We start from the raw sequence: 13,422 nt of genomic DNA, 5'->3' as shown, positions 1-13,422 counted from the left end.
ACGCGCGTCAATGCGCGGCGGCGGCGATCCGCGCGTCGGGCTTGGCGGCGAGCAGCGCGTCCATGCAGGCGCGCTCGATGCGCTCGAGCGCCTCAGGCGTCGACCCCTCGAAGCGCAGCACCAGCACCGGCGTCGTGTTCGACGCGCGGATCAGGCCGAAGCCGTCGTCGTACTCGACGCGCACCCCGTCGATGGTGACGACCTCGCGGGCGCCCTCGAAGCGCGCCTCCTTCTGAAGCCGCGCGACGACCTGCGGCGGCTCGCCTTCGGCGCACGCGACGTTCAGTTCAGGCGTGCTGAAGCCGGCCGGCAGCGCGTTCAGCACCGCGCTCGGGTCGGCGCTCCGGCTCAGGATCTCGAGCAGGCGCCCTGCCGTGTAGGTCGCGTCGTCGAAGCCGTACCAGCGCTCGCCGAAGAAGACATGACCGCTCATCTCGCCCGCGAGCGGCGAGCGCATCTCCTTCATCTTCGCCTTGACCAGCGAGTGCCCGGTCTTCCACATCAGCGGCTCGCCCCCGGCTTGCCGGATCAGCGGCCCGAGGCGCTGCGAGCACTTGACGTCGAAGATGATCGGCGCGCCCGGGTTGCGCGACAGGACATCCCGGGCGAACAGCATCAGCTGGCGGTCGGGGTAGATGATCTGGCCGTCCTTGGTGACGACGCCGAGGCGGTCGCCATCGCCGTCGAATGCCAGGCCGAGCTCGGCGTCGGTGTTCGCGACGCGCTCGATCAGCTCGGCCAGGTTCTCGGGCTTGCTCGGGTCCGGGTGATGGTTCGGGAAGTCGCCGTCGACTTCTGAGTAGAGCTCGTCGACCGTGCAGCCGAGCGCGCGCAGGATCGCCGGGCCGGACGCGCCGGCGATGCCGTTGCCCGAGTCGACGACGATGCGCATCGGCCGCGCCAGCTTGCAGTCGCCGACGATGCGCTGCGTGTACTCGGCGAGCACGTCGAGCGTGCGCGCGGTGCCGGTGCCGGTCGCGTAGTCCTCGGCCTCGATGCGGCGGCGCAGGCCCTGGATCTCGTCGCCGTAGATCGCGCGGCCGGCGAGCACCATCTTGAAGCCGTTGTAGTCCTTCGGGTTATGGCTGCCGGTGACCTGGATGCCGCTGTGGCAGCCTTCCGAGCCGCGCGTCGCCGCCACGTAGTAGAGCATCGGCGTCGTCACGGCGCCGATGTCGAGCACGTCGATGCCGGTCGAGACCAGGCCGCGGACCAGCGCGGCAGCGAGCGAGGGTCCGGACAGGCGGCCGTCGCGGCCGACCGCGACCATGCGCTCGCCGGCGGCGAGCGCCTCGCTGCCGAACGCGCGCCCGAGGTGCTCGGCGAACGTCTCGTCGATCGTCTTGCCGACGATCCCGCGGATGTCGTAGGCCTTGAAATTGGATGCGGTGACGTTCATGGATCCTCGTCGGAGTGGCCGGGGCATTGTAGGAAGCGCTGGGAGCCACCCGGCGCGCGGCCCGCGTGGGCAAGCCGTACGCCTGCCATCGCCCGGCAGCCGCGTCACCCCGCCTGCCAGCGTCATCGGAAGCTCGAGCTAGCCGCCCTGCCCCGACTTCTGCGCCGCCCGCCGCGCGATCTCGTCGGGCGAGACGTCCTCGACGTGAGTGCCGATGTGCCAGACGTGGCCGAACGGGTCGGTGATGCCGCCCATGCGATCGCCGTAGAACTGCGTCTCGACCGGGCGGGTGACGGTCGCGCCCGCGTCGGCGGCGCGCGCGACCGTGGCATCGACGTCGTCGACGTACAGCATGATGCCGACCGGCGAGCCGCCGATCGAGCGCGGCCCGCGCGCGCCGATCTCGGGGTGCTCGTCCGCCAGCATGATCACCGCGCCGCCGATCCGGATCTCGGCGTGGCCGACCCGCCCGTCGGGCGCGTTCATGCGGAACGACTCCTCGGCGCCGAACGCACGCTTGTAGAAGTCGATCGCGTCGGCGGCACCGGCGCAGATGAGGTACGGGGTCACGGCGCTATAGCCGTCGGGGATGGGCTTGACGGGAGGGGCCACGAAAGCTCCTTTCGCTGCGGTTGCGGATGCCGTCCAACGCCGCTCGGGCCGCGGAAAGCGCTGCCCGGCGCCATCGCGACGGTGAGAAGCGCGCACCGTAGATCAACGGTCCTGCGTTGGCAACCGACGCGGCGCGCCTCGCTTGCGACGTTTCACCCCGTCGGCGCGGCCCGCGCGTTCAACCCTCGAGCGCCGATTCCGCGCCGCCACCAGGAGAAGCCATGCCCCGCCTCGCCAAGTCCCCGCTCGCGCTCGCCGCGCTCGCCGTCGTGTTGCCGCTGATCGCGGTCGCGCAGCCGCCGTCGGCCGCGCCCGGCAGCGCCGCACCGATCGCCGCGCAGCCGCCCGAGCGCCGCAGCACCCTCGCCGACCAGCAGGCGGTCGCGGTGACGATCTACAACGAGGACCTCGCGCTGGTGAAGGACGCACGGCGCGTCGGCCTCGACGCCGGCGCCAATCGCATCGCGCTGCGCGACGTCAGCGCGCGCCTCAGGCCCGAGACCGCGCTGCTGCGCAGCGTCTCGAGCCCCGGCTCGCTGGAGGTGCTCGAGCAGAACTTCGACTTCGACGTGCTGACCCCCGCCAAGCTGCTCGAGAAGTCGGTCGGCAGCACGGTCCGGGTGGTGAAGACGCACCCGACGACCGGCGCCGAGACGGTCGAGACCGCGCAGGTGCTCGGCGTCAGCGACGGCGTGGTGCTGCGCATCGGCGACCGCATCGAGACCGGCGTGCCGGGCCGTATCGTGTTCGACGCCGTACCGGCGAGCCTGCGCGATCGCCCGACGCTGGTGACCGACCTGCGCAGCCGCCAGGCCGGCAGCCAGGACGTCGAGCTCTCGTATCTCACGGGCGGCCTGTCGTGGCAGGCCGACTACGTGGCGGAATTGAGCGCCGACGAGCGCACGGTCCAGCTCAACGGCTGGGTGACGCTCACGAACCGCAGCGGCACCACCTACCGCAACGCCAAGCTGCAGCTGGTGGCCGGCGACGTGAACCGCGTTCGCGACGTCATGCGCAAGGCGAGCATGGAGCGGATGGTGATGAGCGCACCGGCCGCCGCGCCCGCGCCGATGGCGCAGGAGGCGCTGTTCGAGTACCACCTCTACACCCTCGGCCGGCCGACCACGCTCGCCGAGAACCAGACCAAGCAGGTCGCGCTGCTCGGTGCCTCCGGCGTGCCGGTGAAGAAGGAGCTGGTGCTGCGCGGCGGCGACCACTACTATCGCAGCGCCCTCCCGGAGATCGGCCAGAAGCTCAAGGCCGGCGTCTACGTCGAGTTCGCCAACCGCGAGAACGCCGGGCTCGGCGTGCCGCTGCCGAAGGGCGTGGTGCGCGTCTACAAGCGCGACAGCGCCGGCAACGCCCAGTTCGTCGGCGAGGACCGCATCGACCACACCGCGAAGAACGAGACGGTGCGGCTGCACCTCGGCGACGCGTTCGACGTGACCGCCGACAAGAAGCAGACCGACTTCAAGCGCCGCGAACCGACCAACCGCGCGAGCTACGTCTACGAGAGCGCCTACGAGATCGTCGTCCGCAACGCCAAGGCCGAAGCCGTGCAGGTGACCGTGCGCGAGCCGGTGCCCGGCGACTGGACCATGCTCGAGCAGTCGGCGCCGCACACCAAGGTCGCCGCGGGCGCCGCCGAATGGCGCCTCGAGGTGCCGGCCGGCGGCTCGACGAAGCTGACGTACCGGGTGATGGTGCGCTACTGAGGCGGCTGCGCGCAGGGCGGACTGCGGCGGGCGGCCGATGCGATCGACCGCCGACTCAGGCGTCGTGGACCACGCCGCCCCACGCGGCGGCGACCTCGGCGCGCAGTTCCGCCTCGCGTCCGCGGTAGCGCGGCGAGAAGTGGAACGGCACCACCTTGCGCGCGCCGATGCGGCGCGCGATCGTGCCGGCCTGCGGCGCCGTGAGGTGGTTCTTGCGCGCTGCGTGGTCGCGGTCGGCGTCGAGGAACACCGACTCGATGAACAGCAGGTCGGCACCTTCCAGCAGCGCGACCAGGCGCTCGACGTTGTCGGGCGTGAAGCGCAGGTCGGTCACGTAGCCGATGCGCCGCCCGGGCACGGTGTCGAGCACCAGCGGACGCAGTTCGCCCACGTTGAAGCGCTCGGCGTGTCGGCCGCCGCGGTCCGACCATTCGACGTCGATCGGCGTGTCGTCGGACGCGCCCGCGAGCACCGCGTCCTTCAGCGTGCGCAGCCAGGCGCCGGTCGCGAGCCCGCGCGCGGCGATGCGGTCGGCGGCGACGCGCACCTGCGCCTTCTCGTCGATCGCGAACGCGAGCACCGGCATCTCGTGGTCGACGAGGCTCGCGCGCACGTCGAACAGCGGCTCGCCGAGCAGCACGCGGTCGTCGCTCGACGGCGCCTCGACCTCGAAGTCGCCGCGCGCGAATCGATCGACGCTGGTGAAGCGCGCGTGGCGCCGCGTGCCGTCGGCCTCGAACGAATGCGCCTCGATCGTCATCGCCACCTCGTAGCGATGCACCACGTTCCAGGTGTAGGCGCGCAGCTTGTGCTCGAGCTGGTCGACGAAGCCCGGCCCGCCCCACAGCACGAAGTGCGGCACGCGGCCGAGCGCGAGTGCGAGCCAGTGGTCGAAGCCCGCGAAGTGATCCATGTGGGTGTGCGTGACGAACGCGTGGCTCGCGCGCAGCAGCACGCGCGGGGCGAGGCGCTCGATCTCTCCGAGGTCGAACAGGAGCGCGCGCCGCTCGTCTCGCAGGTCGACCACCAGCCCGGGCTCGTTGCCGGTGGGGTCGAGCAGGCGGACGTCGAGCGTGGTGCGCATGCCGGCGTGCGGCAAGCGGCGTGCGGACCCGAGGACACGCGACGAGCCGCTATCCTCGCGGCCGTTTCGACAGCACCGCGCTCTGCCTTCCATGTCCCTCGACACGCTCCCGCCGCGACTGCAGGCCTGCATCGCCGCCCATGGCGTCGCGGTCGAGGTCGTCGCCAGCGCCGAGGCCGCGGCGAGCGCCGAAACCGCCGCGCGCATCCTCGGCGTCGAAGTCGGCGACATCGTCAAGACGCTGGTGCTGACCGACGGCGTGCGCAGCTTCGCCGCCGTGATCCCCGGTCACCGGCGGCTCGACCGGCGCAAGCTCGCGGCGGTCGTCGGCGCCGTGCGCACGCCGCGCTTCGCGAGCGCCGACGAGGTGCTGGCGCTGAGCGGCTATCCGGCCGGCGGCGTCGCGCCGCTCGCGTTCGCGACCGCGCTCACGATGGTGGTCGACGCCGCGGTCGCCGCACCCCCGGGCCGCATGGTGGTCGCCGGCGGCGGCCGCCCCGAGCTGCTGATCCGACTCGGTGCCGACGACATCGTGCGGCTCAACGCTGCCGTGGTGGCGCCGGTGAGCGCGGACGCGGCCTAGCCACGCACGAGCGCGCGCCCGGGGCGGCGCCGCGGTGCCCCGCCGCGCCGCGCCTCAGTTGTTCTCGGCCAGCTGCTCGAGGATCGCCGGGTTCTCGAGCGTCGACGTGTCCTGCGTGATCGCTGCACCGGTCGCGACCGAACGCAGCAGACGGCGCATGATCTTGCCGCTGCGCGTTTTGGGCAGGTTGTCGCCGAAGCGAATGTCCTTCGGCTTGGCGATCGGGCCGATCTGCTTGCCGACCCAGTCACGCAGCTCCTTGGCGATCTTCTTGGCCTCCTCGCCGGTCGGGCGCGGGCGCTTGAGGACGACGAACGCGCAGATCGCCTCGCCGGTGGTGTCGTCGGGACGGCCGACGACCGCGGCCTCGGCGACGAGCTCGGTGTGCGAGACCAGCGCCGACTCGATCTCCATCGTGCCCATGCGATGGCCGCTGACGTTCAGCACGTCGTCGATCCGCCCGGTGATCGTGAAGTAGCCGGTCTTCTCGTCGCGGCTCGCGCCGTCGCCGGCCAGGTAGTACCGGCCCTGGAACTCGTCGGGGAAGTAGCTCTTCTGGTAGCGCTCGGGGTCGCCGTAGATCGTGCGGATCATGCTCGGCCACGGCTTCTTGATGACGAGGATGCCGCCCTGCCCGTTCGGCACGTCGTGGCCGGCCTCGTCGACCACCGCCGCCATCACGCCCGGGAACGGCAGCGTGCACGAGCCGGGCACCAGCGGCGTCGCGCCGGGCAGCGGCGTGATCATGTGACCGCCGGTCTCGGTCTGCCACCACGTGTCGACGATCGGGCAGCGTCCGCCGCCGACGTGCTTGTGATACCACTCCCAGGCCGCCGGGTTGATCGGCTCGCCGACCGATCCGAGGATGCGCAGGCTCGAGAGGTCGACGTTCTTCGGGTGCACCGCCTCGTTGCCTTCGGCGGCCTTGATCAGCGAGCGGATCGCCGTCGGCGCGGTGTAGAAGATCGTCACCTTGTGGCGCTCGATCACGCGCCAGAAGCGGCTCGCGTCGGGGTACGTCGGCACGCCTTCGAACACCACCTCGGTGCCGCCGAGGGCGAGCGGGCCGTACGCGATGTAGGTGTGGCCGGTGACCCAGCCGATGTCGGCGGTGCACCAGAACACGTCGTCGGGCTTGAGGTCGAACGTCCACTTGGTCGTGAGCGCCGCGTGCAGCAGGTAGCCGCCGGTCGAGTGCTGCACGCCCTTGGGCTTGCCGGTCGAGCCCGAGGTGTAGAGCAGGAACAGCGGGTGCTCGGCGCCGACCCACTCGGGGTCGCAGGTCGTCGGCTCGGCATCCATCACGTCGTGCAGCCACTTGTCGCGCGGCGCGACGAACGTCACGTCGCCGCCGCTGCGCCGGTAGACCAGCACGTCGCGCACCGTCTCGCAGCCCTGCATCGCGAGCGCCTCGTCGACGATCGCCTTCAGCGGCAGCGCCTTGCCGCCGCGCATCTGCTCGTCGGCGGTGATGACCAGCGCCGCGCCGGTGTCGGCGATCCGATCGCGCAGCGACTGCGCCGAGAAGCCGCCGAACACCACGGAGTGGGTGGCGCCGATGCGCGCGCAGGCGAGCATCGCGACCACGCCCTCGACCGACATCGGCATGTAGACGATGACGCGGTCGCCCTTGACGAGGCCGCGCGCCTTGAGCGCGTTGGCGAGGCGGCAGGTGCGCTCCAGCATCTCGCGATAGGTGACCTGGGCCACCGCGCCGTCGTCGGCCTCGAAGATGATCGCGACCTTGTCGCCGAGCCCGTTCTCGACGTGACGGTCGAGGCAGTTGTACGACGCGTTCAGGGTGCCGTCGGCAAACCACTTGAAGAACGGCGGCGTGCTCGCGTCGAGCACCTGGCTGAACGGCGTGCGCCAGCTCACGAGTTCGCGCGCATGGCGCGCCCAGAAGCCTTCGTAGTCGGCCTCGGCTTCGGCGACCAGCACGTGGTAGGCGTCCATGCCCGACACGTGGGCGTTGCGGACCAGCTCTTCGGGCGGGAAATAGGTCGGCGTCTCGGTCGTCATGCGAAGGTCTCCTGAGGTGCGCGGAAATCGTTCGAGGGCTGCTCGTGTTTGTACCTCATGGCGAGCAGGCGACCGACCGCGAATGACCCGATCCCGCACGTGCGGCCACCAGCCCGGCGGGCGGGGCCCGCCACCGCGTGCAGCCTAGAATTCGAGGGTTTGCCCGCCCTCCTCGCCTTTTCGAAGGACCCGATGACCCCGCCTCGCGACCACGGCCCGCGCCTGCTCCGGCCGCTGCCCAACTTCATCTTCATGAGCCGGTGGCTGCAGCTGCCGCTCTACGTGGGGCTGATCTTGGCGCAGTGCGTCTACGTGTTCCACTTCTGGGTCGAGCTCGTCCACCTCATCGAGGCGGCGTTCGGCAGCCAGAGCGCGCTCGACGCGCTGGTGCGCAGCCTCGGCTACACGCTGCCGGCCGACCCGGTGACCGGCGTCGCGACCGCGCCGACACAACTCACCGAGACGGTGATCATGCTGGCGGTGCTCGCGCTGATCGACGTCGTGATGATCTCGAACCTGCTGATCATGGTGATCGTCGGCGGCTACGAGACATTCGTGAGCCGCATGCACCTCGAAGGCCACCCCGACGAACCGGAGTGGCTGAGCCACGTCAACGCATCGGTGCTGAAGGTCAAGCTCGGCACCGCGATCATCGGCATCAGCTCGATCCACCTCCTCAAGACCTTCATCAACGCCGGCAACTACAGCGAGAAGGTGCTGATGTGGCAGACCATCATCCACATCGCCTTCCTGCTGTCGGCGATCGCGATCGCGTTCACCGACCGCCTGCTGCCGTCGCCGCATCACGACAGCGGCGTCTGAAGCGCCGCGGTCGCGGCGCCGCGCGCGGCGACTCGTGCAGGCGCCCGAGCCTCTTACCGTCAAGCGCCCGAGCGCGCCTCGAACCATGACCATCCTTCGCTACACCGACCTCGTCGATTCCGTCGCCGCCGCGCTGCAGTACATCAGCTACTACCACCCGGCCGACTTCATCCGGAGCCTGGCGCGCGCGCACGAGCTCGAACAGAGTCCGGCGGCCAAGGACGCGATCGCGCAGATCCTCACCAACTCGAAAATGAGCGCCGAGGGCCGGCGGCCGATCTGCCAGGACACGGGCATCGTCAACGTGTTCCTTAAGATCGGCATGGACGTGCGCTTCGAGGGCTTCCCGGCCGGCATCGAGGACGCCGTCAACGACGGCGTGCGCAAGGGCTACCAGAACCCCGACAACATGCTGCGCGCGTCGGTCGTCGCCGACCCGCAGTTCGCGCGCAGGAACACCGGCGACAACACGCCCGCGGTGATCCACACCACGCTGGTGCCGGGCGCTACGGTAGAGGTGACGGTCGCGGCCAAGGGCGGCGGCAGCGAGAACAAATCCAAGCTCGTGATGATGAATCCGAGCGACAGCATCGTCGACTGGGTGCTGAAGACGGTGCCGACGATGGGCGCCGGCTGGTGCCCGCCCGGCATGCTGGGCATCGGCATCGGCGGCACCGCCGAGCGCGCGATGCTGCTCGCCAAGCAGAGCCTGATGGACGACATCGACATGGCCGAGCTCAAGGCGCGCGGGCCGCAGAACGCGGTCGAGGAGCTGCGCATCGAGCTGTTCGACAAGGTCAACGCGCTCGGCATCGGCGCGCAGGGTCTGGGCGGCCTGACCACCGTGCTCGACGTCAAGATCGCGATGTACCCGACGCACGCGGCCGGCAAGCCCGTCGCGATGATCCCGAACTGCGCGGCGACGCGCCACGCGCATTTCGTGCTCGACGGCTCCGGCCCCGCGTACCTCGAGCCGCCGAGCCTCGACCTCTGGCCCGACGTGAGCTGGGCGCCCGACTACAACAAGTCGGTGCGGGTCGACCTCGACGCGCTGACGCCGGAGACGGTCGCGAGCTGGAAGCCGGGCCAGACACTGCTGCTCTCGGGCAGGATGCTCACCGGCCGCGACGCCGCCCACAAGCGCATCGCCGACATGCTGGCGCGCGGCGAGCCGCTGCCGGTCGACTTCAGGAACCGCGTCATCTACTACGTCGGCCCGGTCGACCCGGTGCGCGACGAGGCGGTCGGCCCGGCGGGCCCGACCACCGCGACGCGGATGGACAAGTTCACCGAGACGATGCTCGCCGAGACCGGGCTCATCGCAATGATCGGCAAGGCCGAGCGCGGCCCGGTCGCGATCGACGCCATCCGCAAGCACCGGAGCGCCTACCTCATGGCGGTCGGCGGCGCGGCCTACCTGGTGTCGAAGGCGATCCGCCACGCGCGGGTGGTCGGCTTCGCCGACCTCGGCATGGAGGCGATCTACGAGTTCGATGTCAAGGACATGCCGGTGACGGTCGCGGTCGACTCGAACGGCGTGTCGGTGCACCAGACCGGCCCGCAGGAATGGCAGGCGCGCATCGCGGCGTCGTCGATCGCGCGCAAGCCGGTGGCGGTGGTCTGACGCCTCGGCCTTCGAGGCCGGCGCCATGCGGCACGTGCGGAGCGACGCGCTCGGCACGGCAGCAGCAACGCAAAAGGGGCGAGGCCGCCCCCCGTGCGTCGACCCGCGCGGCCCGCGCGGGTCAAACGATCAGCGCGCGGCGGGGCGGGCGGGGTCGACGAACGCGGTGTGCGACGCGCGCGCCGACTTCGCGCCGAGCTTGCCGGCCAGCCACACGGCGGCGCTGGCGGCCCAGGCGGCGCCACGCGGCGCGCGGACCGCGGGAGGGACCATGACGTTGATGGACGGGGTGTTCATCGATGTGCTCCTTGGGTGATGCGGGTTGGAAAACCAGCACATGGCGCCATACTAGGGTTTCCACTAGGGTTCGGCCCATTGACTTGGCGAATCCGGCCATCACCGGCGCGAATGCCGGCAACCCTTCACGCCTCGATGACGACCCGTCCGATCAACTTCCGCACGCTCGACCTCAACCTGTTGCGCGTCTTCGACATCGTCATGCTCGAGCGCAACGTCACGCGGGCGGCGGCGCGCCTCGCGATGACGCAGCCGGCGGTCAGCAACGCGCTACGGCGCCTGCGCGAGTCGACCCACGAGGAGCTGTTCGTCCCCACCTCCACCGGCGTCAGGCCGACCGCGCACGCGGAGGCGCTGTGGCCGACCGTGCGCACCGCGCTCGACAGCCTGCGCGCCGCGCTCGAGCCGCAGGCGTTCGACCCGCGCACCGACGCGCGCAACTTCACGCTCGCGATGGCCGACGCGACCGCGGCGCTGTTCGTGCCGGTGCTGGTCGACCTGCTGCAGCGCGAGAGCGCGCTCGTCGACCTGCGCATCCTGCCGCTGACGACGCGCGACCCGCGTCCGATGCTCGAGACCGGCCAGGCCGACGCGGCGATCGGCTTCTTTCCCGACGTCGCGAGCGCGCTCGATGCCGACGGCAGCTCGAGCGTGCTGCGCCGGCGCGCCCTCTATCGCTGCGGCTACGTCTGCGCGATGCGCCACGACCATCCGCTCGCGGCGAAGGAGACGCTGACGCTCGACGACTATTGCGCGGCCCAGCACGTGCGCGTCAGCTTCGCCGGACGCCAGCGCGGCTACGTCGACGCCGCCTTGCTCGCGCTGCAGCGCGAGCGCCGCGTGATGGTCACGGTCAACCAGTTCTTCAGCGCCGCGGCGGCGGTGCACCAGTCGCAGCTGCTCACGGTGCTGCCGCGCACCTTCATCGAGGCGACCGGCTTCGCGCCCGAGCTCGCGGTGCGCGCGCTGCCTTTCGAGCTGCCGCCGATCGACGTGATGCTGCTCTGGCACGGCCGCCACGACGCCGACCCGAGCCGGCGCTGGCTGAGCGACCTGCTGGTGCGCGCCGCGACCGAGATCGAGGCGCGCCACAACCCGGCGAGCCCGTCCGCCGCCTGCGCTGCGACCCTGCCGGCCGTTCCCCGGGCCGCGTCGCCGGACGCCGCGCCCGCGCTCGCCGCCGCGTCCTGATCGTCGGCCGCGGGTGACAGGCGGCTCGCACGGCGGCGCGTCACCCCGCCGCGCCGTGCAGGGTGGACGGGTCAGCCGCGTGGATGGTGCGCCGCGTGCAGCGCCTTCAGGCGCTCGCGCGCGACGTGCGTGTAGATCGTGGTCGTCGAGATGTCGGCGTGGCCGAGCAGCATCTGCACCGCGCGCAGATCGGCGCCATGGTTCAGCAGGTGCGTCGCGAACGCGTGGCGCAGCGTGTGGGGCGACAGCGGCACGTCGATGCCGGCGCGCCGCGCGTGCGCCTTGATCAGCTTCCAGAACATCTGGCGGGTCATCGCGCCGCCGCGCGCGGTGACGAACAGGGCATCGCTCGACTGACCCGCGAGGATCTGCGCGCGCCCGTCGGCCAGGTAACGCACCAGCCACGCATGCGCCTCCTCGCCGAACGGCACCAGCCGCTCGCGCGAGCCCTTGCCGGTCACGCGCAGCGCGCCTTCGGCCAGGCCGAGGTGCACCGTCTTGATCGACACGAGCTCGCTGACACGGAGACCGCTCGCGTAGGTGAGCTCGAGCATGGTGCGGTCGCGCAGGCCGAGCGGCGTCTCGACGTCGGGGGCGGCGAGCAGCGCCTCGACCTGCGCCTCGCTCAGCGTGCCCGGCACGCGCAGCGGCTGGCGCGCGCTCGCGAGGCGCAGGGTCGGGTCGGCGTCGACGCGGTGCTCGCGCAAGGCCCAGCGGAAGTAGCGCCGGAACACCGCGAGGCGCCGGTTGCTGCTGGTGGCGGTGCTGCGCGCATGGCGCGCCGCCGCGTACTCGCGCAGGTCCGACTCGCGCGTCCCATCGAGGCCCCGCTCGTGGGTCGCCGCCAGCCACTCGGCGTAGAGCGTGAGGTCGCGCCGGTACGCGGCGAGCGTGTTCGCCGCCAGGCCGTCCTCGATCCAGATCGAATCGACGAAGCCGTCGATCGCCGAGCGGCTCGCGGCAGCGGCCGCGGACGCCGCCGGCGTGAACGATGCCGGGCGGAACGTTTCGACGGCCGCCGCGGCGCGCGGCCGCGCCGGCGTCATTCGAGCGTCAGCTTCTGCGCGGCGACGACCTTCTTGTAGACCTCGAACTCGGCCGCGATCTGCGCCGCGAACTCCTCGGGCCGGTTGGCGACGATCAGCGAGCCGGTGTCCTCGATGCGCTTCTTCACCGACGGATCGTCGATCGTCTTCTTGACCGCGGCGTGCACCTTGTCGACGACGTCGCGCGGCATGCCCTTGGGCCCGTAGATGCCGTAGTACGCCATGCGGTTCACCGGCTCGAGGCCGACTTCCTTGAACGTCGGCACGTTCGGCAGCTGGGCGAGGCGCTGCGGTGCCGCGATGACGATCGCGATCAGGCGCCCCTGCTGAATGAACGGCAGGGCCGACGGCAGGTTGTCGAAGATGATCGGCACCTGGCCGGCCACGGTGTCGTTGAGGGCGGGGCCCGCGCCGCGATACGGGATGTGGGTGACGAAGGTGCCCGAGAGGTTCTTGAACAGCTCCATCTGCAGGTGGCCGATGCCGCCGGTGCCCGAGCTCGAGTACGAGTACTTGCCGGGGCTCTTCTTCAGTTCGGCAAGGAAGCCCTTGTAGTCGCGTGCCGGGAAGCTCGGGTGCACCGCGATCACGTTCGGCGTCGCCGCGACGTTGATGATCGGCGTGAAGTCGGTGATCGGGTTGTAGGCGAGCTTGGGGTTGATCGCCGGGTTCGCGGCGGTCGTCGACACCGTCGCCATGCCGAGGGAGTAGCCATCGGGCGCGGCGCGCGCGATCTCGGTCGCGCCGACGGAGCCGCCGCCGCCGGCCTTGTTCTCGACGATCATGGTCTGACCGAGGGGGCCGTTGATCTTCTCCGCGACGACGCGGGCGATGATGTCGGTCGTGCCTCCCGGCGCGAACGGTACGACCAGCCGCACCGGCTTGGTCGGATAGCTCTGGGCCAGGGCGGCACCCGAAGCGGCGCCGAGAACGGCGGTGGCGCCGGCGGCGAGCAGAAGTCGACGATGCATTCGAAAGGTCTCCGAGGGATGCCGGTCGGCGGCGCCGACCGAAGCGGATCAGTTTA

Annotated in this window: 12 protein-coding genes; 5 read left to right on the top strand and 7 right to left on the bottom strand. The window is 71.1% G+C overall.

The genetic code is table 11. The annotated features are described in order from the left end of the window. Nucleotides 1-7: 7 nt before the first annotated feature. Together HQN59_RS09535 and HQN59_RS09530 are read right to left on the bottom strand one after the other, a co-directional pair. The gene (locus tag HQN59_RS09535; protein WP_176068577.1) at nucleotides 8-1,399 is read right to left on the bottom strand and encodes a phosphomannomutase/phosphoglucomutase; all 1,392 of its coding nucleotides are present in this window, start codon (nucleotides 1,397-1,399) and stop codon (nucleotides 8-10) included. Between the two features lie 138 nt (nucleotides 1,400-1,537). Then, on the bottom strand, nucleotides 1,538-2,011 hold the full coding sequence (locus HQN59_RS09530) for a VOC family protein (RefSeq protein WP_176068575.1): 474 nt from the start codon (nucleotides 2,009-2,011) through the stop codon (nucleotides 1,538-1,540). Nucleotides 2,012-2,232: 221 nt separating this feature from the next. Here HQN59_RS09530 and HQN59_RS09525 point away from each other — a divergent pair, with 221 nt between their 5' ends. After that, complete coding sequence (locus HQN59_RS09525; protein ID WP_176068574.1) at nucleotides 2,233-3,726, top strand: DUF4139 domain-containing protein; 1,494 nt, start codon at nucleotides 2,233-2,235, stop codon at nucleotides 3,724-3,726. A gap of 55 nt (nucleotides 3,727-3,781) precedes the next feature. Here the strand turns inward: HQN59_RS09525 and HQN59_RS09520 are convergent, their stop codons facing one another. Then, nucleotides 3,782-4,810: a ribonuclease Z gene (locus HQN59_RS09520; protein ID WP_176068572.1), complete on the bottom strand. Its 1,029-nt coding sequence runs from the start codon at nucleotides 4,808-4,810 to the stop codon at nucleotides 3,782-3,784. A 91-nt stretch (nucleotides 4,811-4,901) separates the two neighbouring features. Here HQN59_RS09520 and HQN59_RS09515 point away from each other — a divergent pair, with 91 nt between their 5' ends. Continuing rightward, entirely contained in the window at nucleotides 4,902-5,393 is a 492-nt protein-coding gene (locus tag HQN59_RS09515) for an aminoacyl-tRNA deacylase (RefSeq protein ID WP_176068570.1), read from the top strand. Between the two features lie 54 nt (nucleotides 5,394-5,447). On the opposite strand, the gene acs is transcribed toward HQN59_RS09515, so the two are convergent. Next, complete coding sequence (gene acs, locus HQN59_RS09510) at nucleotides 5,448-7,415, bottom strand: acetate--CoA ligase (protein ID WP_176068568.1); 1,968 nt, start codon at nucleotides 7,413-7,415, stop codon at nucleotides 5,448-5,450. A gap of 192 nt (nucleotides 7,416-7,607) precedes the next feature. On the opposite strand from acs, the gene HQN59_RS09505 reads away from it, so the two are divergent. Beyond that, nucleotides 7,608-8,237, top strand: coding sequence for a TIGR00645 family protein (locus HQN59_RS09505; RefSeq protein ID WP_176068566.1), 630 nt, complete (start codon nucleotides 7,608-7,610; stop codon nucleotides 8,235-8,237). Nucleotides 8,238-8,322: 85 nt separating this feature from the next. Beyond that, on the top strand, nucleotides 8,323-9,861 hold the full coding sequence (locus HQN59_RS09500) for a fumarate hydratase (protein ID WP_176068564.1): 1,539 nt from the start codon (nucleotides 8,323-8,325) through the stop codon (nucleotides 9,859-9,861). 129 nt (nucleotides 9,862-9,990) lie between these two features. Here HQN59_RS09500 and HQN59_RS09495 read toward each other — a convergent pair whose 3' ends face one another. Beyond that, entirely contained in the window at nucleotides 9,991-10,158 is a 168-nt protein-coding gene (locus HQN59_RS09495) for a hypothetical protein (protein ID WP_176068562.1), read from the bottom strand. A gap of 135 nt (nucleotides 10,159-10,293) precedes the next feature. On the opposite strand from HQN59_RS09495, the gene HQN59_RS09490 reads away from it, so the two are divergent. Next, nucleotides 10,294-11,349 carry a LysR family transcriptional regulator gene (locus HQN59_RS09490; protein WP_217704009.1) on the top strand — a complete coding sequence of 352 codons (1,056 nt, stop codon included), beginning with the start codon at nucleotides 10,294-10,296 and terminating at the stop codon, nucleotides 11,347-11,349. Between the two features lie 71 nt (nucleotides 11,350-11,420). Here HQN59_RS09490 and xerD read toward each other — a convergent pair whose 3' ends face one another. Together xerD and HQN59_RS09480 are read right to left on the bottom strand one after the other, a co-directional pair. Next, nucleotides 11,421-12,395 (bottom strand): site-specific tyrosine recombinase XerD, encoded by a 975-nt coding sequence (gene xerD / locus HQN59_RS09485; RefSeq protein WP_176068560.1) that lies wholly within the window; start codon nucleotides 12,393-12,395, stop codon nucleotides 11,421-11,423. Continuing rightward, nucleotides 12,392-13,366, bottom strand: a complete 975-nt coding sequence (locus tag HQN59_RS09480; RefSeq protein WP_176068558.1) for a tripartite tricarboxylate transporter substrate binding protein BugE — start codon at nucleotides 13,364-13,366, stop codon at nucleotides 12,392-12,394. Before HQN59_RS09480 ends, xerD begins: the two co-directional genes overlap by 4 nt. Nucleotides 13,367-13,422: the final 56 nt, after the last annotated feature.

It is taken from the genome of Rhizobacter koreensis (assembly GCF_013366375.1).
GTDB classification, from domain to species: domain Bacteria; phylum Pseudomonadota; class Gammaproteobacteria; order Burkholderiales; family Burkholderiaceae_C; genus Schlegelella_A; species Schlegelella_A koreensis.
The sequence above is the reverse complement of the archived record's forward strand: the minus strand, read 5'-3'. Positions and strand labels throughout refer to the sequence as shown.

What these genes read in the sequence shown, in the direction of transcription:
- HQN59_RS09490 (WP_217704009.1), top strand. Translation starts at nt 10,294, where the DNA reads ATGACGACCCGTCCGATCAACTTCCGCACGCTCGACCTCAACCTGTTG.
- acs (WP_176068568.1), bottom strand. Translation starts at nt 7,415, where the DNA reads ATGACGACCGAGACGCCGACCTATTTCCCGCCCGAAGAGCTGGTCCGC.
- HQN59_RS09495 (WP_176068562.1), bottom strand. Translation starts at nt 10,158, where the DNA reads ATGAACACCCCGTCCATCAACGTCATGGTCCCTCCCGCGGTCCGCGCG.
- HQN59_RS09480 (WP_176068558.1), bottom strand. Translation starts at nt 13,366, where the DNA reads ATGCATCGTCGACTTCTGCTCGCCGCCGGCGCCACCGCCGTTCTCGGC.
- HQN59_RS09500 (WP_176068564.1), top strand. Translation starts at nt 8,323, where the DNA reads ATGACCATCCTTCGCTACACCGACCTCGTCGATTCCGTCGCCGCCGCG.
- xerD (WP_176068560.1), bottom strand. Translation starts at nt 12,395, where the DNA reads ATGACGCCGGCGCGGCCGCGCGCCGCGGCGGCCGTCGAAACGTTCCGC.
- HQN59_RS09525 (WP_176068574.1), top strand. Translation starts at nt 2,233, where the DNA reads ATGCCCCGCCTCGCCAAGTCCCCGCTCGCGCTCGCCGCGCTCGCCGTC.
- HQN59_RS09520 (WP_176068572.1), bottom strand. Translation starts at nt 4,810, where the DNA reads ATGCGCACCACGCTCGACGTCCGCCTGCTCGACCCCACCGGCAACGAG.
- HQN59_RS09505 (WP_176068566.1), top strand. Translation starts at nt 7,608, where the DNA reads ATGACCCCGCCTCGCGACCACGGCCCGCGCCTGCTCCGGCCGCTGCCC.
- HQN59_RS09535 (WP_176068577.1), bottom strand. Translation starts at nt 1,399, where the DNA reads ATGAACGTCACCGCATCCAATTTCAAGGCCTACGACATCCGCGGGATC.
- HQN59_RS09515 (WP_176068570.1), top strand. Translation starts at nt 4,902, where the DNA reads ATGTCCCTCGACACGCTCCCGCCGCGACTGCAGGCCTGCATCGCCGCC.